Below are 18,455 nucleotides of genomic sequence, written 5' to 3'. Positions count from 1 at the left end.
GGCCCGCTTCCAGGCCGTGCTCGTAGACGCTCCCAGCGCGCACCAGCCGATCGATTACAGGTGGGCCTCTGCGTATTCGGCCAGTACCGAACGAGGAACGCCTTGCAAGGTGATGTGCATGCCGTGGGGAAAGTCCTTGAATCGTTCTGTGAGGTAGGTGAGCCCGGAACTGGTTGCAGACAGATAAGGCGTATCGATCTGTGCCAGGTTGCCGAGGCATACCACCTTCGACCCGCTACCGGCCCGGGTGATGATGGTCTTCATCTGATGCGGTGTAAGGTTCTGGCATTCGTCGATCAGGATCAGGCTCTGCTGAAAGCTACGCCCACGGATGTAGTTGAGGGATTTGAACTGCAGCGGCACCTTCTGAAGGATGTAGTCAACGCTGCCATGGGTACTCTCGTCATCCATATGCAAGGCTTCGAGATTGTCGGTGATAGCGCCGAGCCATGGCTCCATCTTCTCCGCCTCGGTGCCAGGAAGAAAACCGATGTCCTCATCCAGCCCCTGCACGCTACGCGTAGCGATGATGCGACGGTAACGCTTGCTAACCACTGTCTGCTCGATGGCGGCGGCTAGCGCCAGGATCGTCTTGCCTGACCCGGCAGCTCCCGAGAGGTTGACCAGATGGATATCCGGGTCCAGTAACGCAAACAGGGCGAGTGCCTGGTGAATGTCTCGCGGCCGCAGCCCCCATGCTTCCTGATGCAGCAGCGGCTCCTGATGCATATCCAGCAATAGCAGCTCGTCGGCCTTTATGCCCTTGATCCAGCCGACGAATCCCTGCTCATCAAGAATGAATTCATTGATATGTACCGCTGGCAGGTTGTCGATCAGCTGTACGCGATGCCAGGTCCGCCCATGTCCCTGATGAGTGTCGACCTTGCTGACCCGGTCCCAGAACGACCCAGTCAGGCTGTGATAGCCGCGTGACAGCTGGCCCACATCATCTACCAGCTTGTCGGTGTGATAATCCTCGGAAGCCACACCGCAGGCGCGGGCCTTGAGCCGCATATTGATGTCGTTGGTGACGAGCACAACGGGCACGCCAGCCGTACGCCGCTGCAACTCGACAACCTGATTGATGATCTTGTTGTCGTTTAGGTCTTCTGGAAGGGCGCTCGAGTCGGCACCCTTGCTCATCAGGATCGAGAGACTGCCGCAAGGCCCGCTCTTCTCGCGCTGGATGGGGACACCAAGTTCGACCTCTTCCGGCGTGGCATCACCCAGCACCTTGTCGATCAGACGGATTGCCTGCCGGCACTCAGCCGCAACGCTATGTTTACCGGCCTTGAGCTGATCCAGCTCTTCGAGCACAGTCATCGGAATGGCAACCTGATGCTCCTGGAAATTCAGCAAGGCGTTTGGGTCGTGAATCAGAACGTTGGTATCAAGAACGTAGAGGGTGGGCTGAGTTGCGCGGGGTCTGCCGTAGTCATCCATACGCGATCACCTTTTCGGAGCCGGAACGACGGAGAGCCGAATGCTCTCCGCCGTAGAGAAACCGCCGTGCGCCAGGGTGAGCGGACTTGAGTGGCAGGGGCTTGGGGCCACCCAGAGGCCGCCACCTGTGAGTGCAGGTTTCGGCGGTCTTGCATCAGGTAATACCGCAAAACAGATGACAGGAAAAAGTCTTTTTCAAGCAGATGACGTTTTTTTATCGGAACGACGAACAGCGCTTGGCGGCCAACCAGTGGACGACTAGGCTCATTGGTCAACCTGCGTAGTTTTGCCGCACCTGTTAACCCCTCCGGCACATGCTCCGCTGCAAGGATTGAATATCTGCGCTTATTAGGATCAGCCGAACACGGTTGATGGGCGACGGCGCCGGTCAATGCACCCGTTTTCCCTCCGCCGCCTCGTCACGATGCAGGTCGGCCAGCCCGGAGTCTGACATCCGCTCAGGTCGCTTCCGCACCCGCCTCACCAATTGATCATATGGTTACGGTCCAGCAGCGTCCCGAGACATCGCAGCAACGCTGCAGCAGATCAGATTGCTATGTCCACGATACCCATCAAAGCGACAGCGAAGGCCAACGGCTAATCGGGCCTATAGCTGGAGCGGCGTGGGCCATACAGCCTAGAATCGGTCCACTTCAAAGGAGACCGTTGCATGCTGATGGTGATTTCCCCAGCCAAGACCCTGGATTACGACACCCCACCGACGACCCAGCGTTTCACCCAACCCGAACACCTGGAGCATGCAAAGACGCTGATAGAAGAGCTGCGCGCCCTGTCACCGCAACAGATTGGCGAACTGATGCATGTCTCCGACAAGCTCGCGGCGCTCAATGCCGCTCGATACGGCAGTTGGCAGGATGATTTCAGCCCGCACAATGCCAAACAGGCCCTGCTGGCATTCAAGGGAGATGTCTATACAGGGCTGAACGCCTGCGATTTCAGCGAAGAGGATTTTGACTTCGCTCAGCGGCACCTTCGCATGCTGTCCGGGCTCTATGGTGTGCTACGCCCGTTGGATCTCATGCAGCCTTATCGCCTCGAAATGGGCACCAGGCTGGCCAACCCTCGTGGCAAGGACCTCTATGCCTTCTGGGACGAGCGCATCAGCCACTGGCTCAACGACGCACTGGCTGCGCAAGGTGACGACATACTGCTCAATTTGGCTTCGAATGAATATTTTGGTGCCGTGAAACGCAAGGTGCTGAATGCCAGGGTGATCGACATCGACTTCAAGGACCTCAAGAACGGTCAGTACAAGATCATCAGCTTCTACGCCAAAAAAGCGCGGGGCCTCATGAGTCGTTACGTGATCAAGGAGCGTATCGAGTACCCCGAGCAGTTGAAGGATTTTGCTTACGACGGCTATCGCTTCAGCCCCGAGCATTCACTGCCGGATCGGCTCGTATTCCTGCGCGATACGCCGGCCCGCTAGCAAAGCCAGGCACCGCCGCTCTCGCACAGGCGCGAGCGACGCCTGACCCTCCAGTCGATCGCCGCATTCAGCCCAGCTGGCGCCGCGGCAACCCTTCATAACGGTATCGCTGTGCGTGCTCACAGATACCGAGAAAGTCTCCGATCAGCGGCGCCCATCCCGGGAACTATCCGAAGGCACCTGCAATCATAAGCGCGTACCGGCAATTCCAGATGGAAAGGGACGTCGCACATGAACGTGCCGTGGAACTCAGCGCAACGAAATCCAGATCCCTCGCAGGTCACTTCTTCGAGAAGGACCCGCCCGGGCACCAGAGGCCGGAGAGCCCTTGGCCAGGCAGCGCTTCGAGCCTGCCTCGATGAAGCGAACGCCCGGCAGCCCAACGCAGCGCCCGCCCGGCCGAATCCATACAGCCGCAGGCTCGAAACGCTGGCAATTCATCCGACATCGGATGCTCATGCAACACCCCCTTATTCAGGCTCGGAGCACGCTGTTCGCCCCGAAAAGACGCTTTCCATTGGAAAACGCAGCTTGACGGCGCGTGGCACCTGAAGGCCCGACCAAGAAGCATACGGCGAGCTGATACCTGGCCGCTCAAATGGACAAGAAGAACTTCCCCTTCTCAACGATTCAGGAGAAACAACATGATTCCGGTCATTCTTTCAGGCGGCAGCGGTTCCCGACTCTGGCCTCTTTCGCGTAAAGCGTTTCCCAAGCAGTTTCTCGCCCTCACTGCCGAGCAGACGCTGTTCCAACAGACCATCGAACGACTGGCTTTCGACGGCATGCAGCCCCCTCTCCTGGTCTGCAACAAGGAGCACCGCTTCATCGTCAAAGAGCAGTTGGCCGCGCGTAAGCTTGAAACCCAAGGCCTCATGCTCGAACCATTTGGACGCAACACTGCCCCGGCAATTGCCATTGCGGCAATGAAACTGATTGCAGACGGCCGGGATGAGCTACTGCTGGTGTTGCCAGCCGATCATGTCATCGAAGACCACAAGGCTTTCCAGCGCTCTCTCGCCTTGGCCACAAACGCCGCTGAAAACGGCGAGATGGTGCTGTTCGGTATTCCGGCCACCAGCCCCGAAACAGGTTACGGCTACATCAAAGGCGACCATAACGAGCGTAACGGACTGCCTGACGGCGTCAGTCGCGTCACTCAGTTTGTGGAGAAGCCTGATGAAGCACGTGCGCAGGAATATGTCGATTCCGGTGATTACTACTGGAACAGCGGCATGTTTCTGTTCCGCGCCAGTGTATTCCTCGATGAATTGAAGAAACACGATCCTGATATCTACGACACCTGCTGGGTTGCGCTGGAACGCAGCGCCAAGAACGGAAGTGAAGTACTCATCGACCCGGCAACTTTCGCCTGTTGCCCAGACAACTCGATCGACTACGCCGTGATGGAAAAAACAGAACTGGCGTGCGTCGTTCCAATGTCAGCAGGTTGGAGCGATGTCGGCTCATGGTCTTCGCTGTGGGACGTGCTGGAAAAAGACGAGGACGGTAACGTCACCCGGGGTGATGTCATCATCGAAGACAGTCGTAATTGCCTGGTACATGGCAATGGCAAGCTGGTAACAGTGGTCGGACTGGACAATATCGTTGTTGTCGAGACCAAGGACGCGACGATGATTGCCCACAAGGACAAGGTTCAGGACGTCAAGAAGCTGGTCAACAAGCTCGACGCCATGAAGCGCTCCGAAACGCAGAACCATTGCGCAGTGTATCGCCCTTGGGGCTGGTACGACTCGGTCGACATGGGCGGACGTTTCCAGGTCAAGCGGATCTGCGTCAACCCGGGCGCGCAGCTTTCATTGCAGATGCATCATCATCGTGCCGAGCATTGGATCGTTGTATCTGGCACAGCTCAGGTTACCTGCAATGACAAGACATTCCTGCTGACTGAAAACCAGTCTACCTACATACCCGTGACGTCTATCCACCGCCTGGCCAACCCGGGCAAGATCCCGCTTGAAATCATCGAAGTCCAGTCTGGAAGCTACCTGGGTGAAGACGACATTGAGCGCCTGGACGATGTTTACGGTCGTGCACCGAATGATGCGGCCAGCCAGCCAGCTCGTTAAGTCGTAACGCACTGAATAAACCGCGCCTGCAACGGGCGCGGTATTTAACGGAATAACCGGACAGACAAGACCCCGCAGACGTAGACTGCTCCTTGAAAGGCGAAGAAGGCGCGGCAGCTGAATGTACTAACTTCTCGCAAACTTTTAATCAGCGTTCCGGATCGGCAGTAACTGTCACATTCAGCACCCAACTACACGAACGCTTGTGATATTCGGGCCGCTTGCAGTAATGTCTGTCAACGACGCTGCCCAGCCCAACCGAACCATGACCCGAGTAGTCGAGCCATAAAGTTCGCAATTCCCAGCCCAGCCCAGCGCTGCAGATCGATATGTGAAGAGGCAAAACCAGACGTGACAAAAGAAGAACTACGCGCCGAACTTGAAAAACAGGCTAACCGCTTTCAAGCCGTTTACGGCGGGGAAATAACGACCTACGCAGCGCAGCCCAACCCCGAACGAAAGCCGTGGCGCAAGAAACCAACCGTGCACGATCAGGTCTTCAAGGCTGAGCTGCAGAAGATTGAAAAAGAACTGTCTGAACAGGCTTCCCAGTCCAAGTGACCGCCCGCCTTCCACGAGCCGTGAACTCAGCACGTCTAGTGCCGCTGATGGCAGAACTTGCCCCACACCACTTCCGCTGAGCTATATCAAAGCGCGGGTATGTTCAGCCGGCGTGGAACCGCGGCGGGTACTTGCTGGCGCCGTAAACCGAAAGTGCATTGCAGCTCCTCCTTTCGTCTCTGACGCGACCCGCCGAGTCAGGGGTGGCTAGCTTGTCAGTTGTCGTCCGAGCCACCATCGAAGCTGCCAGCGGCGCTTTCATCGAAACTATCGTTGCCCCCTCGTTCGCGCTGGGAAAGATAACGTCTCCACAGCTCTTCAGCTCCTGGAAAGCCAGTGCCAAGCTCCGGCCCCATGTGCTCCGGATCGTAACGACGACTGCAGCCGCTACCAATGATCGGTGGGGCCTTGGCGCCAGCCTTGTCCAGCGGATCGGTCATGCTTCGTCCAGAGCCAGGAGCATCGGGTCAGTTAAACACCAAGGTCTTGTTGCTGTGTACCAGCACCCGCTCTTCTAGGTGGTAGCGTAAACCGCGCGAAAGCACCATCTTTTCAACATCCTTGCCCAGTCGAACCATATCTTCGATGCTGTCGCGGTGGCTGACGCGAACAACGTCCTGCTCGATGATGGGGCCGGCGTCCAGCTCTTCTGTCACGTAGTGGCAAGTCGCACCAATCAACTTGACGCCCCGCAGTGACGCCTGGTGGTAAGGCTTGGCGCCGACGAACGAGGGCAGGAAGCTATGGTGAATATTGATGACTCGCTGCGCGTATTCCGCGCAGAGCTCTGGCGGCAAAATCTGCATGTAGCGCGCCAGTACGATGACGTCGGCATGCTGCTCGCGAACCAGACGCGACACCTCGGCAAAGGCCTCATCCTTGCGCCCCGGTTCGATTGGCACATGGAAATAGGGAATGCCATGCCATTCGACCATGCTGCGCAAATCATCATGATTGGATATGACACAGGGAATGTCGCAATCGAGCTCACCACTGTGCCAACGATGCAACAGGTCGGCCAGGCAATGCGACTCCCGGCTGGCCATCAACACGACGCGCTTGCGCTGGTCCGAATCGGTAATACGCCATTCCATTGAAAATTCACGCGCTATCGGGCTGAAGGCTTGACGGAATCCTTCGAGATCAAACGGCAGCGAGTCGGCACGAATTTCATGTCGCATGAAGAACCAGCCACTCTGATGATCGGAATGATGGTTTGCTTCGGTGATCCAGCCATTGTAGGTCGCCAGAAAATTACCGACCTTGGCTACAATGCCGACGCCGTCGGGACAGGCGATAACCAGCCTGAATGTGCGCATGTTTAGTTGACTCCGGCTTCCAATATGACGCGCTATTCTAACGCAGCGAAGCAAACTAACCACAGTATCGAGCCGTGCCGTCGTCAGTCTGCACGCAGACTCCAAGCCGACAGCTATGGGGCCCACTAGCGCCAGGCAACCGCATCGAGCGGGAGCCTCCAGAGGCGGGCCAGGTATTTCTCGTATTTATCGAGACGGAACAACAAGGGAGACGTCGTCAATCCACGCGGGAGTTATGCCAATTATTCAAACGCCAGCAGTTAACTAAGCATCGTTTGCGGCACCGGCAAACAGAAACATTGTTCAAACTTTGTTCAGAACAATATTTACTTGTCCACAGCAGCTGTCTATGATTGCTATCACTTGCGTTCAAACCCTATACCAAGGAAGTGACATGTCGCTGATCAATGAGTACCGCGCTACGGAAGAAGCTATCAAGGAACTTCAGGAGCGCCTGAAGTCGCTCTCGGAAGACGACAAGCTGCAAAAGGAACTTGAATTCGAAGGCAAACTGCGCGAGCTGATGGGTGAATATCAAAAGTCGCTTCGCGACATTATCGCCCTGCTCGACCCTGATGCTCGCGGCAACAAGCCACAACGCGCATCCAAGGCGCCTGCAGCAACCAAGCGTGCCCGTCGCGTCAAGCAGTACAAGAACCCGCACAATGGCGAGGTGATTGAAACGAAAGGCGGCAACCACAAGACTCTGAAAGAGTGGAAAGCCCAATGGGGTTCTGAAGAAGTTGAAAGCTGGGCCACTCTGCTAGGCTGAGTTTAGGCGATACCTGAAGCCATCTGATGCATCACGGAGCATCAGATGGCTTTTTTGTTACTGGCAAAGCAGGGTCATAACCCGTATCGATTCCGCAAAGCACGCGCATGCGACGACCATAGCTGAAGCAGACCCACCTGCTCCGGCGTCGCAGTCAACAACACGGCTTCAAGAGCGGCGTTAAATTGCTCGAGGGTATTAGGTGCACCCGACTCGGGCGCCATCAATCTCTGTTTGCAGAACATATGCCATTGCCGAGTTTCGTCTGGTGAAAGCGACTCGGGAAAATTACGCGCGCGATAACGAAAATGCAGTTCCGGCAAGCGCGGATCATCAAAAGGCAGCGCAGAATCGTTTGGCTGCGGCGAAAGAGTTCGCACCTGTTCGCATAGTCGGCGGTCACGCTCATTGAAAAAGCCGTCGTATAGCTGTTGCTCGGGATCGGATGAGCCAGTAAAGACATCTCCCTGATAAATGTCCGCCAGTTTCCATCGCCACTCCGGCTCGCGTCCACGTAACTCGGCGGCCTTGATTTCATAACTCGACAGATCAAGGCCCAGCCGTTCGATATCCGACTCACGCAACACTTTCATCGGCGCCAGCACTGGGCAGCGATTCACATGTATCAGTTTTAAGGGGACCGCCAGTTTTTCGCCCAGATCCTCCCGGCGGGTATAGAGCCGTTCACGGAGTTCTTCTGCATTTTCTTCCCAGAGCGGCGAGCACTGCGCGTTGAGGTCGCAGACAATCAGCGCATTGCGGTTGTACGGGTGCCAGCCAAGCGGCAGGACAACGGACATGAAATGGCGCGCAGCAGGGAACCGACCGGATACATGCACCATTGGTTTGAGCAGCTCGACCTGTTCCAACACTGCGTGCTTACGCCGCAGCCTATAAAGATAATCGTAGAGACGGGGCTGACGGTCCCTGATCAGCCGAGCCAGGGAAATGGTGGCACGTACATCAGACAGCGCATCGTGCGCCTGGGAATGCTCGAGCCCATTCGCTGCGCTCAGGCGTTCAAGCTTGAGCGTTACCCGGCCCTCCTCCTCTGGCCATACAAATCCTTCTGGCCGCAGCGCATAGGCCGTGCGAACCAGATCGATCAGGTCCCAGCGACTGTTGCCGCCCTGCCATTCGCGTGCGTAGGGATCATGAAAGTTGCGGTACAGGCTATAACGCAGCACTTCGTCATCGAAACGCAGGCTGTTGTATCCAGCCCCGCACGTGCCTGGCGTCGCCAACTGTTGGTGCAGGCGGCTGATGAACTCAGCCTCGCAGAGGCCCTTGGAGGCAAGCGTCCCAGGCGTGATACCTGTGACCAGACAGGCCGCCGGGTGAGGCAGGACGTCATCACTTAGGCGGCAGTAGAGGTTCAGCGGTTCGCCGATCTCCTCCAGAGCCTCGTTCGTGCGGATACCGGCCACTTGCAGCGGCCGGTCGCAACGAGGCGAGATGCCCGTCGTTTCGAAGTCGTACCAGTAGATGCTGGGTATCACGGGAGATTCCTTCTCGGTCTTCGGCGCCAGTCTAGCGCGCAGGCTCTGTGCAAACTAATCCCGGCAGCAGTCTGCGAGTCCAGATCAGAGGGAAGAGCAACCAGAACGTTGAAAAAAGGTTCTCTCGAACGAGTCGTTCGGTGGTGCTAGAGGCCTGACGGAAAAGCCGCGGGCTGTAACCGCAACGTTTGCGCAATGGGAGCCCCTGCGTATAGAAGGCACAGCGCCCTCTGCCGGTCATCAACTGCCTTGACAGCAGTCCTGGTCGGCAGCCTTGTTCGCCGATGCAATCCGAGGCAGTCGCGCCGGCGGGACGTGCTGCATGGGCCGGAAGCTGAAGTAATGATGCAGCGCGTCGATCATTTCGCGAATGTCAGCGGGCGGTGAGACGAACACGAAACCCGAATCGAAGCTGCCAGGCGTGACGTCTTCCCGGGACCATCGGCAGGTGGCACTGAAATCGATGTGGCGCAGCTGCCCATGCTGGCCGGGGATCTTCAGGCGCATATCGAAACAGGCATCGGTCATCATTGGGTAGCGACTGATGAGCATCAGTCCTGTCTCGGACAGATTGCCGATGAAACCCAGCGGTTTGTCCGTGAACCGATTGAATACGTTGAGGTAGTACGGCAACTGGTGCCGCTGAATGCTGCGTTGATTATGCATGTCCATCAATTGCGGGCCTGCCGCCAAGTTTATCGCTGCCGCCGTCACCGGCCTCTCAGCTGCAGTTCTGACTGATACGACCGGCCAACTGCCGCCGCGCCGCCCCTATCTCCTCATCACTGTAGTAGACGCGACCACCCTCTGCATCGGCACTGAAATAACGTCCGCCGTGTGACAACCGCGACAAACGGCTGCGCAACTGCTGACATTCCTGTTCTCTCTGCGCATGTCTGGCGCTCGCCGCCGCTTTCGACGCTTGCTGCTCCTGCCGTCGCGCATCGAAAAACCGATCCGACCGCGCTTCCCGTTCCCGCGTAGCCTGATCACGCTCGACTATCTGTGGTCGAACCTCGACACGTTCGGCGCCCGGCTCCGGCTTCTGGCTGTAATGGACGTTACCGCCCGGATCGACCCAACGGTAAATCTCGGCACTCGCCAGCGGTGACAACAAAACGCAGATCAACATCAATGCAGCACGCATGGGGTCCGTCCCTGCCGGCGCCTAGGCCAGTCTCACTTCAGCTGTTTGACCGGATGGGTGACCACCGGCTCCTCCGGCTGATAGTGCCCCAACTGACGCAACGTCTCCAGCCTGGCGCGGCTGCGAAAGGCATATTCACTGGCTGGATAACGAGCCTGTATGAAGAGGTAAGTTTGTGCCGCATCGACAAACAGGCCCTGGCGCTCGAGACACTGTCCGCGCAGCGACGATATTTCTGGCTGAAGATTATCGCGTGGTCGGCTGCGACGCTCGGCCTGGGAAAGCTCGAGCATGACCTGGTCGCAATCGTCCAGCTGGTAGTGCTGATAGGCTTTGTCGAGATGGCGGTCCAGTGCGTTTCTGCTGCTGCAGCCTACGCTGAGGGTAGCAAGAAGAACTATGAACAGGGTGCGCATGGGTGATTCCTCCGATGCCGGATTATCGACTGCGGTAGAGAAAACTGCAGTCCGTTCGGCTACCAAGGACAATTACGCACCTGCCCGCCAACTCCGAAAGAGTAGTGCCGCTCAACGATGACTACAGCCGCCCGGCATAGTAGCCTCGCCGGCATTCTCGAAAAGGAGCATTGAATGATCTCGCGCCGTACCAAAATCGTCGCCACGCTCGGCCCGGCCAGCAGCTCGCCGGACGTACTGGAAAAAATGATCGTCGCCGGCCTCGATGTTGCCCGCCTGAACTTTTCTCATGGTGCGCCTGACGAGCACCGTGCCCGGGCGCAACTGGTACGGGACATAGCCGCCAAGCATGGTCGTTTCGTCGCTCTGCTGGGCGATCTGCAGGGCCCGAAAATCCGCATCGCCAAGTTCAGCAACAAGCGCATCGAACTGGCCGAAGGGGACAGTTTCCGTTTCTCCGTCACTCATCCGCGCGATGCCGGTACTCAGGAGGTGGTTGGCATCGACTACCCGGATCTGGTCAAGGACTGCAGCATTGGCGACGAACTGCTCCTCGATGACGGCCGTGTGGTCATGCGTGTCGACAGCGCGACCGCCGATGAGCTGCATTGTACTGTTCTGATCGGTGGCCCCCTGTCCGACAACAAGGGCATCAACCGTCGTGGGGGCGGCCTGACCGCACCAGCGTTGACCGCCAAGGACAAGGCCGACATCAAGCTGGCCGCCGAGATGAACCTGGATTACCTCGCGGTCTCCTTTCCGCGTGACGCCGCCGACATGGAACTGGCTCGCCGCCTGCGCGATGAGGCAGGCTCCAGTGCCTGGCTGATCGCCAAGATCGAGCGTGCCGAGGCTGTAGCCGATGACGAATCGCTCGACGGTCTGATTCGGGCCAGTGACGGCGTGATGGTCGCGCGGGGTGATCTTGGGGTGGAAATCGGCGATGCCGAGCTGGTGGGCATCCAGAAGAAAATCATTTTGCATGCACGCCGGAACAACAAGATCGTGATCACCGCGACCCAGATGATGGAGTCGATGATCCAGAACCCGATGCCGACCCGCGCCGAAGTGTCCGATGTAGCCAACGCCGTACTCGACTACAGCGATGCGGTGATGCTCTCGGCAGAAAGCGCCGCCGGTGAATACCCGGTCGAAGCGATCAAGGCCATGGCACGGGTCTGTGTCGGTGCCGAAAAGCATCCGACAAGCATCAAGTCCGGTCACCGCCTCGGTCAACGCTTCGAGCGCAGCGACGAGAGCACTGCCCTGGCGGCAATGTACACCGCCAACCATTTCCCAGGCGTCAAGGCGATCATCAGCCTGACGGAAAGTGGCTATACCCCACTGATCATGTCCCGTATCCGTTCATCGGTGCCGATCTTTGCCTTCTCCCCGCACCGTGAAACCCAGGCGCGGGTCGCCATGTTCCGAGGCGTGCAGACCATTCCCTTCGACCCGGCCGCACTGCCAGCGGATAAGGTCAGCCAGGCCGCGGTAGACGAATTGCTGCAACGCAACATCGTCAACGTAGGGGATTGGGTGATTCTGACCAAGGGCGATACCTATCACGGCACGGGCGGAACGAACACCATGAAGATCTTGCGTGTGGGTGATTCCCTGGCCTGACCGGCTCGAATACGAAGGCCTCGACCGTTACGGTGGAGGCCTTCTGCTGGCCGCTTTGCCCCCCCCCAGCCCGCCATGATCAGCCAACCACCTTCGACTCCCCGGTGACGAAGGTATCGCTCAGTATCTGCCCGCGCGGCAGACCTGCCATGTACATCCGCCTGGTGCACGCCTCGACAAAACTGCGACCGCCGCAGATCAGCGCCACCTCCTGCCGCGAGCTGATACGCAACGAGCGCAGGCGGTCACGCATTCGGGACCGATGTACCGCTTCTATGTACAACTCATCGTGCCTGCCGGCGAGCGATTCAAGTGCTTCGCTGGCATAGGAGTGCTCGCCATCCAGATGCAATAGCCGAATCGGACCGCTGTGCGCCTGCCGCAAGGCTTCCCGCAGCACGCTCAAGAGCGGCGCGAGCCCGGTGCCAGCTGCGAGAAGCAGCAGCGGCCGAGCCTGCCAGGTGCCGTCGTAGTGCAACGGTCCTTCATGCAGCTGCCCTAATTGCAAATGATCACCAGGGGACAGGAGACGAGCGTTGCTGCGGAAAGCGCCAGGCAGGCGGCAATCGAGATGAAACTCGAGCCACGGATCCTCGCCTGGCAGACTCGCGAAGGAATAAGGTCGTGCAATGCCGCCGGCGCTCCAGAGTAATACATGCTGGCCGGCGCGATAGCGAAACGGCTGCTCGGGTTGCAGGCGCAGTCGCAACACCTCTTTGCCGAGCCAGTCGGCCGAGAGCACCCGTGCCGCCTGACCTTCACGCGCCGGGTCAAAGACTGCCACCTCCAGGTCTTCGATCACGGAGCACTGACAGGCCAGACGCCAGCCCTCGTCACGACGCCCCGGATCGAGCGCACCAGGCCGCGCGTCCTCCGGCTCGCCTCGCAGACAGCGCACCAGGCAGGCATGGCAGCTGCCGGCACGGCAGCTATAGGGTACGTTCAAACCAGCCGAGTTGAGCTCGTCCAGCAGGTTGCTACCTGCCGCGACGGTCCAGCTCCGCCTCCCGCAGCGAAGTTCAGGCATTGACGGCTGTCCAACTGGCCTCGCATCGGTTGCGGCCGTTGCCCTTGGCGCGGTAGAGCGCGTCATCGGCCCGCTGCAGGGACTTGTCCAATTCATCGCCTTCTCTGAGCAAGGTCAGACCTATCGACAGGCTGAGATGGCCAGGCTGCATTTTCACATCCAATGGCTGGGCGTTTGCAAAGGCCTCTCGCAATCGCTCGCAGCAGGCACTGAACTGTTCGGCGTCCGTGTGTGGCAGCAATAGAACGAATTCTTCACCGCCGTAGCGGGCCAGGATATCGCCATCGCGTAGGCAGGATCGTGCAACTGAAGCAAAGGTCTGCAGCACCCGGTCTCCCGTAGCGTGCCCGTGCAAATCATTGATCCGCTTGAAGTGGTCAAGGTCGATGAGCGCCAGGCCAGACTGGTGCCCGGGCCGCAGTCGGTTCAGCTCCGCCTCTGCCTTGGTGATGAAGTAGCGCCGGTTGTACAGGCCAGTCAACTCGTCCGTAGAGGCCAGGTCCTCCAGCTGGCGCATCATGCCGCGCAGCGTCTGCTGATGCGCCTGCAAGGCGAAGCGCCGTTGACGCATGCGTTGACGCAGCTTGTATACGTAGCTGACAAACAGGCACATCCAGACAAGAGTCACCAACAACACGCAAGCCTGCAACAGGGCAACCTCTGGCTGCTCCATGCCGTGAAGTTGAAACTGTCCCAGGGAAATGCCAACGAAACTGAGGAAAGCCAGCGCCGCGTAACGAATGAAGACCTTTGGTGGCAGGAAAACCGCAAACATCAACACCAGCACGTAGAGCACCATCAGCGAGCCACGGTGGCTGCCGAGGTTGTACAGAAAAAAGGTCAGCCAGGACAACCCGATCAGGACCTGCGGCTCGGTCAGGCTGGGGTCGCGGAACCTCAGATTGTGGCCGCGGTAGAAAATCCAGAACAGAGCCAGCTGACTCACGACGATCATCAGCGAGCCAATGACGGCGGTGTCGACAGGCGCTTGATAAAAGCCACCGACCACAGAAATCCAGGTCAGCAGCAAGGCAAGACCATAGGTCCCCGCAGCCATACCGAAGCGCTTGATGACCAGTTGCTGGAGCGCCTGCGGTTCGGAACCTTCAGGAATCGCGCGCATGGAATCCTTCCCATAGTGGCAATTTGACACAATGTACGCCAGGGCTCGACAAATGCCTATCGAGCCTGCCAAGCGGAAGGGCTCGGGCGACCAACGGTATCTGCCGAGTCCCACCCTGTTCCAGCGTCCTGCTGTGTTTCATGCGCATCCCTTCACCTTTGGTCCGTCTGTGTTCCCTGCGACACGGCAGGGTATACTGCCGCGCATTTTTTACCTGAGCGTGTCGGCGATTTTCTCGACACGCCTTGTCTCCGCCCCGCCAAGAGGACGCGCTGCATGACCGTGATAAAGCAAGACGACCTGATACAAAGCGTTGCCGACGCCTTGCAGTTCATCTCCTATTACCACCCCGTCGACTTCATCCAGGCGATGCACGAAGCCTACCTGCGCGAGGAATCGCCTGCGGCTCGCGACTCCATGGCACAAATCCTGATCAATTCGCGGATGTGTGCGACCGGTCATCGACCGATCTGCCAGGATACGGGCATCGTCACCGTATTCGTGCGCGTCGGCATGGACGTGCGCTGGGACGGCTCCACCATGAGCCTGGATGACATGATCAACGAAGGCGTTCGCCGCGCCTACAACCTGCCGGAGAACGTCCTGCGGGCTTCGATCCTCGCAGACCCGGCTGGTTCCCGTAAGAACACCAAAGACAACACGCCAGCTGTCATCCACTACTCCATCGTCCCAGGCGACAAGGTGGAAGTAGACGTGGCAGCCAAAGGCGGCGGCTCGGAAAACAAGTCGAAAATGGCCATGCTCAACCCGTCCGACTCCATCGTCGACTGGGTCCTGAAAACCGTTCCGACCATGGGCGCCGGCTGGTGTCCGCCGGGCATGCTCGGCATCGGCATCGGCGGAACCGCCGAGAAAGCCGCGGTGATGGCCAAGGAAGTCCTGATGGAATCCATCGACATCCATGAGCTGAAGGCCCGCGGCCCGCAGAACCGCATCGAAGAGCTGCGCCTGGAACTGTTCGAGAAGGTCAACCAGCTGGGTATCGGCGCCCAGGGCCTGGGTGGCCTGACGACAGTGCTCGACGTGAAGATCATGGATTACCCGACCCACGCCGCCTCGCTGCCGGTGTGCATGATCCCCAACTGCGCCGCCACACGCCATGCGCATTTCGTACTGGACGGGTCCGGCCCGGCCGAACTGACCCCGCCGCCGCTGGATGCCTATCCGGAGATCGTCTGGGAAGCCGGCCCGAGCGCGCGCCGCGTCAACCTCGACACCATCACCCCGGAAGAAGTGCAGAGCTGGAAGCCGGGCGAAACCGTTCTGCTTAACGGCAAGATGCTCACCGGCCGCGACGCCGCGCACAAGCGCATGGTCGACATGCTGAACAAGGGTGAAGAGCTGCCGGTGGACCTCAAGGGCCGCTTCATCTACTACGTCGGCCCGGTCGATCCGGTCGGCGACGAAGTGGTTGGCCCAGCTGGCCCGACCACCGCGACGCGCATGGACAAGTTCACCCGTCAGATCCTCGAGAGCACCGGCCTGCTGGGCATGATCGGCAAGTCCGAGCGCGGCCCGATCGCCATCGACGCGATCAAGGACAACAAGGCCGTCTACCTGATGGCCGTCGGCGGCGCGGCCTATCTGGTTGCCCAGGCGATCAAGAAGTCTAAGGTGCTGGCCTTCGCCGAACTGGGCATGGAAGCGATCTACGAGTTCGAAGTGAAGGACATGCCGGTCACCGTGGCCGTCGATACCAACGGCGAGTCGGTGCACATCACCGGCCCGGCGATCTGGCAGAAGAAGATCTCGGAGAGTCTGGCAGTCGAAGTGCAGTAACCACCCCCACCACTGAAGGCTCGGTTCCGTATTGCTGTTCGTCTGAACGGCAATACGGCCAAGCTGGCCCACCTTGGCACGCCATCGCTAAGCGTCTCCCCCCCCGACGAACCGATGCCCGGCGTTCTGGCTACAAGCAGATGCGAACGCAGACACCAGAACCGGCTCGGATGCACCGCCATCGGACGACCGGTAAGGCATACGCATGTCCGGAGCGGAATATTCCCCCCGCTTAGGCGGTCGGAAAAGGCAGACTTGCAGAGCAGGAGCGCAGATGACCAGCCTTACCGAACCACCGCTAGCTTATCTCGACGATGCTTTTTTCGACCGGGACGCGCAGATCGTAGCCCAGGAGTTGCTGGGAGCCGTGATTCGCCATTGCGTCGATGGGCTCTGGTTATCCGCACGGATCATCGAGACCGAGGCCTACTACGTCAGTGAAAAAGCCAGCCATTCCTCCTTGGGCTACAGCCCTTCGCGACGGGCGATGTTCATGCCGGCAGGGCATCTCTATCTCTATTACTCACGCGGAGGGGACTCCCTGAATTTCAGTGTGCAAGGGGACGGCAACGCGGTATGCATCAAGGCCGGCTACCCTTGGGTCGACTCGCTGTCCTGCGAGGAGTCTATCGAGCGCATGCGCGTTAACAGCCCGGCTGCAGCGGGAGGCCCTCGTCCACTGACCCGCCTGTGTTCAGGGCAGACGCTGCTGTGCAAGGCGCTCGGGCTGACCGTCACCGAATGGAACGCCCAGCGGATGGACCCCGCCCGGCTGCGCGTGGATGACATCGGCGCGCGACCGGATATCGTTCAGACCACCCGGCTAGGCATCCCAAAGGGACGCGACGAGCACCTGCCCTATCGCTTCGTTGATGCCGGCTTCGCCGCCCATTGCACACGTAATCCGCTGCGCCGCGGGCAAGTGGAAGGCCAGGACTACCTGATGATGCGCCGCGAGCTGATGGCGAGTTGAAATCGCTACCCGGTGCTGAGCAGACGAATGCGGGCAATCTCCGACGGTGCGGCAAAGCGCAGCGGCGGCCCCCAATAACCGGTGCCGCGGCTGATGTAGATCTGCATGTCACCGAGGCGCTGCAGTCCTGCAACCCATGGTTGCTGCCAACGCACGAAGTGCATCCAGGGCCAGAACTGCCCGCCATGGGTGTGCCCGGATAGCTGCAGATGGCAACCCACCTCGGCCGCAGCCTTCGCCGAGCGTGGCTGATGCGCCAGCAGAATGCGTGGCGCGTCTTGCGGCGCACCAGCGAAAGCCGCTACCGGATCGCTTTTATGGCTGGGGCTGAACAGTTCGGCTGAATAATCTGCGATCCCCGCCAGCACCAGCTGCGAACCGGCGTGTTCTAGCAGGACGTGACGGTTGAGCAACACCTTCATGCCCAGGCGCTCGAATTCGGCAATCCAGCTATCCGCTCCGGAGTAATACTCATGGTTGCCGGTCACCACATAAACACCATGGCGCGCACTGAGCTGCGCCAATGGCGAAATGTCGTCGGCCAGGTCGGCCACACTGCCATCCACCAGGTCACCGGTGATGACGATCAGGTCGGGTGACAATCCGTTTACGCGCTTCACGATTGCATCGATATAGCCCTGTTTGATCGTCGGGCCTACATGGATATCACTGAGCTGCACGATGCTGAACCCGTTCATTGCAGCGGGAAGACTGCACAAGGTGATGTCGCGTTGCATAACCCGAGCGGTTCGCCGTGCATTGAGCACCCCAAGCAGCGTTACCGCCAGCACGCCGACAATAACGCCCCACGCCGAGGCCCGGGTAAGCTCCGCCGACTCCCAGCCCAGCAGCGAAGCCAGCACCAGCACAAACGCGCGGACCAGAGAAAAGATCGCCAGGCTGGAAAATATCCCCATGGCGAGTAGCCCCGACCACGCCAGCAGCGCGCTACCTGCGCCTCGCACCAACACGCCGTAGCGCATCAGCAGCGCCGAAAGCATCAGGTAAGCCCAAGCCAGCACGGTGCCAGGCAGCCCAAGAGCAAGGTCCGGAATCAGCGTGACCCCAACGAATACATGCAGACCAACCAACAGCACACCCACTAGTAACCGCCTGTTCATGCATAGTCTCTTGAGCAATGAAACGTTAGGACAAGCAGTGTGGAGGCAGGAGATTCCCAGGGCCAGACATAGCGTCCCAGGCGCCGCC

The 18,455-nt window shown here is 59.1% G+C and carries 17 protein-coding genes; 7 read left to right on the top strand and 10 right to left on the bottom strand.

The genetic code is table 11. From position 1 onward, the window contains the following. Positions 1–54: 54 nt before the first annotated feature. Positions 55–1,443: a PhoH family protein gene (locus tag AC4LFW_RS01885; protein WP_491817306.1), complete on the bottom strand. Its 1,389-nt coding sequence runs from the start codon at positions 1,441–1,443 to the stop codon at positions 55–57. Between the two features lie 670 nt (positions 1,444–2,113). Here AC4LFW_RS01885 and yaaA point away from each other — a divergent pair. From yaaA to AC4LFW_RS01870, 3 genes are all read left to right on the top strand, one after another. Further along, positions 2,114–2,893: a peroxide stress protein YaaA gene (yaaA, locus tag AC4LFW_RS01880; RefSeq protein WP_491817304.1), complete on the top strand. Its 780-nt coding sequence runs from the start codon at positions 2,114–2,116 to the stop codon at positions 2,891–2,893. A gap of 644 nt (positions 2,894–3,537) precedes the next feature. Beyond that, positions 3,538–4,983 (top strand): mannose-1-phosphate guanylyltransferase/mannose-6-phosphate isomerase, encoded by a 1,446-nt coding sequence (locus AC4LFW_RS01875; protein WP_491817302.1) that lies wholly within the window; start codon positions 3,538–3,540, stop codon positions 4,981–4,983. A gap of 351 nt (positions 4,984–5,334) precedes the next feature. Further along, positions 5,335–5,544 (top strand): hypothetical protein, encoded by a 210-nt coding sequence (locus tag AC4LFW_RS01870; protein ID WP_491817300.1) that lies wholly within the window; start codon positions 5,335–5,337, stop codon positions 5,542–5,544. A gap of 215 nt (positions 5,545–5,759) precedes the next feature. Here AC4LFW_RS01870 and AC4LFW_RS01865 read toward each other — a convergent pair whose 3' ends face one another. Both AC4LFW_RS01865 and purU read right to left on the bottom strand, forming a co-directional pair. Beyond that, positions 5,760–5,984, bottom strand: a complete 225-nt coding sequence (locus AC4LFW_RS01865) for a hypothetical protein (protein WP_491817298.1) — start codon at positions 5,982–5,984, stop codon at positions 5,760–5,762. A 27-nt stretch (positions 5,985–6,011) separates the two neighbouring features. Next, positions 6,012–6,863 (bottom strand): formyltetrahydrofolate deformylase, encoded by an 852-nt coding sequence (purU, locus tag AC4LFW_RS01860; protein WP_491817296.1) that lies wholly within the window; start codon positions 6,861–6,863, stop codon positions 6,012–6,014. Positions 6,864–7,257: 394 nt separating this feature from the next. Here purU and mvaT point away from each other — a divergent pair, with 394 nt between their 5' ends. Further along, entirely contained in the window at positions 7,258–7,635 is a 378-nt protein-coding gene (mvaT, locus tag AC4LFW_RS01855; RefSeq protein ID WP_491817295.1) for a histone-like nucleoid-structuring protein MvaT, read from the top strand. A 74-nt stretch (positions 7,636–7,709) separates the two neighbouring features. Here the strand turns inward: mvaT and sbcB are convergent, their stop codons facing one another. From sbcB to AC4LFW_RS01835, 4 genes are all read right to left on the bottom strand, one after another. Next, the gene (sbcB, locus tag AC4LFW_RS01850; protein ID WP_491817293.1) at positions 7,710–9,134 is read right to left on the bottom strand and encodes an exodeoxyribonuclease I; all 1,425 of its coding nucleotides are present in this window, start codon (positions 9,132–9,134) and stop codon (positions 7,710–7,712) included. 240 nt (positions 9,135–9,374) lie between these two features. After that, a complete protein-coding gene (locus AC4LFW_RS01845) occupies positions 9,375–9,806 on the bottom strand; it encodes a PilZ domain-containing protein (protein ID WP_491817291.1) in 432 nt (143 codons plus the stop codon). 49 nt (positions 9,807–9,855) lie between these two features. Next, the gene (locus AC4LFW_RS01840; protein WP_491817289.1) at positions 9,856–10,281 is read right to left on the bottom strand and encodes a DUF4124 domain-containing protein; all 426 of its coding nucleotides are present in this window, start codon (positions 10,279–10,281) and stop codon (positions 9,856–9,858) included. Between the two features lie 32 nt (positions 10,282–10,313). Further along, positions 10,314–10,697, bottom strand: a complete 384-nt coding sequence (locus tag AC4LFW_RS01835; RefSeq protein WP_491817287.1) for a tetratricopeptide repeat protein — start codon at positions 10,695–10,697, stop codon at positions 10,314–10,316. 174 nt (positions 10,698–10,871) lie between these two features. On the opposite strand from AC4LFW_RS01835, the gene pyk reads away from it, so the two are divergent. Then, positions 10,872–12,323, top strand: coding sequence for a pyruvate kinase (gene pyk, locus AC4LFW_RS01830; RefSeq protein WP_491817285.1), 1,452 nt, complete (start codon positions 10,872–10,874; stop codon positions 12,321–12,323). A gap of 79 nt (positions 12,324–12,402) precedes the next feature. On the opposite strand, the gene AC4LFW_RS01825 is transcribed toward pyk, so the two are convergent. Beyond that, positions 12,403–13,350: an iron-sulfur-binding ferredoxin reductase gene (locus AC4LFW_RS01825; RefSeq protein WP_491817284.1), complete on the bottom strand. Its 948-nt coding sequence runs from the start codon at positions 13,348–13,350 to the stop codon at positions 12,403–12,405. After that, the gene (locus AC4LFW_RS01820; RefSeq protein ID WP_491817282.1) at positions 13,343–14,473 is read right to left on the bottom strand and encodes a GGDEF domain-containing protein; all 1,131 of its coding nucleotides are present in this window, start codon (positions 14,471–14,473) and stop codon (positions 13,343–13,345) included. Before AC4LFW_RS01820 ends, AC4LFW_RS01825 begins: the two co-directional genes overlap by 8 nt. A 276-nt stretch (positions 14,474–14,749) precedes the next feature. Between AC4LFW_RS01820 and AC4LFW_RS01815 the strand changes: the two genes are divergently transcribed. After that, complete coding sequence (locus AC4LFW_RS01815; protein ID WP_491817280.1) at positions 14,750–16,273, top strand: fumarate hydratase; 1,524 nt, start codon at positions 14,750–14,752, stop codon at positions 16,271–16,273. Between the two features lie 274 nt (positions 16,274–16,547). Then, positions 16,548–17,246 carry a DNA-3-methyladenine glycosylase gene (locus AC4LFW_RS01810; RefSeq protein WP_491817278.1) on the top strand — a complete coding sequence of 233 codons (699 nt, stop codon included), beginning with the start codon at positions 16,548–16,550 and terminating at the stop codon, positions 17,244–17,246. A 5-nt stretch (positions 17,247–17,251) separates the two neighbouring features. Here AC4LFW_RS01810 and AC4LFW_RS01805 read toward each other — a convergent pair whose 3' ends face one another. Then, entirely contained in the window at positions 17,252–18,367 is a 1,116-nt protein-coding gene (locus AC4LFW_RS01805; protein ID WP_491817276.1) for a metallophosphoesterase, read from the bottom strand. Positions 18,368–18,455 lie beyond the last annotated feature (88 nt).

The organism is Stutzerimonas sp. C6.4V (assembly GCF_058536345.1).
This window is presented reverse-complemented; position numbering and strand designations above follow the sequence as displayed.

What these genes read in the sequence shown, in the direction of transcription:
- AC4LFW_RS01885 (WP_491817306.1), bottom strand. Translation starts at nt 1,443, where the DNA reads ATGGATGACTACGGCAGACCCCGCGCAACTCAGCCCACCCTCTACGTT.
- yaaA (WP_491817304.1), top strand. Translation starts at nt 2,114, where the DNA reads ATGCTGATGGTGATTTCCCCAGCCAAGACCCTGGATTACGACACCCCA.
- AC4LFW_RS01875 (WP_491817302.1), top strand. Translation starts at nt 3,538, where the DNA reads ATGATTCCGGTCATTCTTTCAGGCGGCAGCGGTTCCCGACTCTGGCCT.
- AC4LFW_RS01865 (WP_491817298.1), bottom strand. Translation starts at nt 5,984, where the DNA reads ATGACCGATCCGCTGGACAAGGCTGGCGCCAAGGCCCCACCGATCATT.
- purU (WP_491817296.1), bottom strand. Translation starts at nt 6,863, where the DNA reads ATGCGCACATTCAGGCTGGTTATCGCCTGTCCCGACGGCGTCGGCATT.
- mvaT (WP_491817295.1), top strand. Translation starts at nt 7,258, where the DNA reads ATGTCGCTGATCAATGAGTACCGCGCTACGGAAGAAGCTATCAAGGAA.
- AC4LFW_RS01845 (WP_491817291.1), bottom strand. Translation starts at nt 9,806, where the DNA reads ATGGACATGCATAATCAACGCAGCATTCAGCGGCACCAGTTGCCGTAC.
- AC4LFW_RS01840 (WP_491817289.1), bottom strand. Translation starts at nt 10,281, where the DNA reads ATGCGTGCTGCATTGATGTTGATCTGCGTTTTGTTGTCACCGCTGGCG.
- AC4LFW_RS01835 (WP_491817287.1), bottom strand. Translation starts at nt 10,697, where the DNA reads ATGCGCACCCTGTTCATAGTTCTTCTTGCTACCCTCAGCGTAGGCTGC.
- pyk (WP_491817285.1), top strand. Translation starts at nt 10,872, where the DNA reads ATGATCTCGCGCCGTACCAAAATCGTCGCCACGCTCGGCCCGGCCAGC.
- AC4LFW_RS01825 (WP_491817284.1), bottom strand. Translation starts at nt 13,350, where the DNA reads ATGCCTGAACTTCGCTGCGGGAGGCGGAGCTGGACCGTCGCGGCAGGT.
- AC4LFW_RS01820 (WP_491817282.1), bottom strand. Translation starts at nt 14,473, where the DNA reads ATGCGCGCGATTCCTGAAGGTTCCGAACCGCAGGCGCTCCAGCAACTG.
- AC4LFW_RS01815 (WP_491817280.1), top strand. Translation starts at nt 14,750, where the DNA reads ATGACCGTGATAAAGCAAGACGACCTGATACAAAGCGTTGCCGACGCC.
- AC4LFW_RS01810 (WP_491817278.1), top strand. Translation starts at nt 16,548, where the DNA reads ATGACCAGCCTTACCGAACCACCGCTAGCTTATCTCGACGATGCTTTT.
- AC4LFW_RS01805 (WP_491817276.1), bottom strand. Translation starts at nt 18,367, where the DNA reads ATGAACAGGCGGTTACTAGTGGGTGTGCTGTTGGTTGGTCTGCATGTA.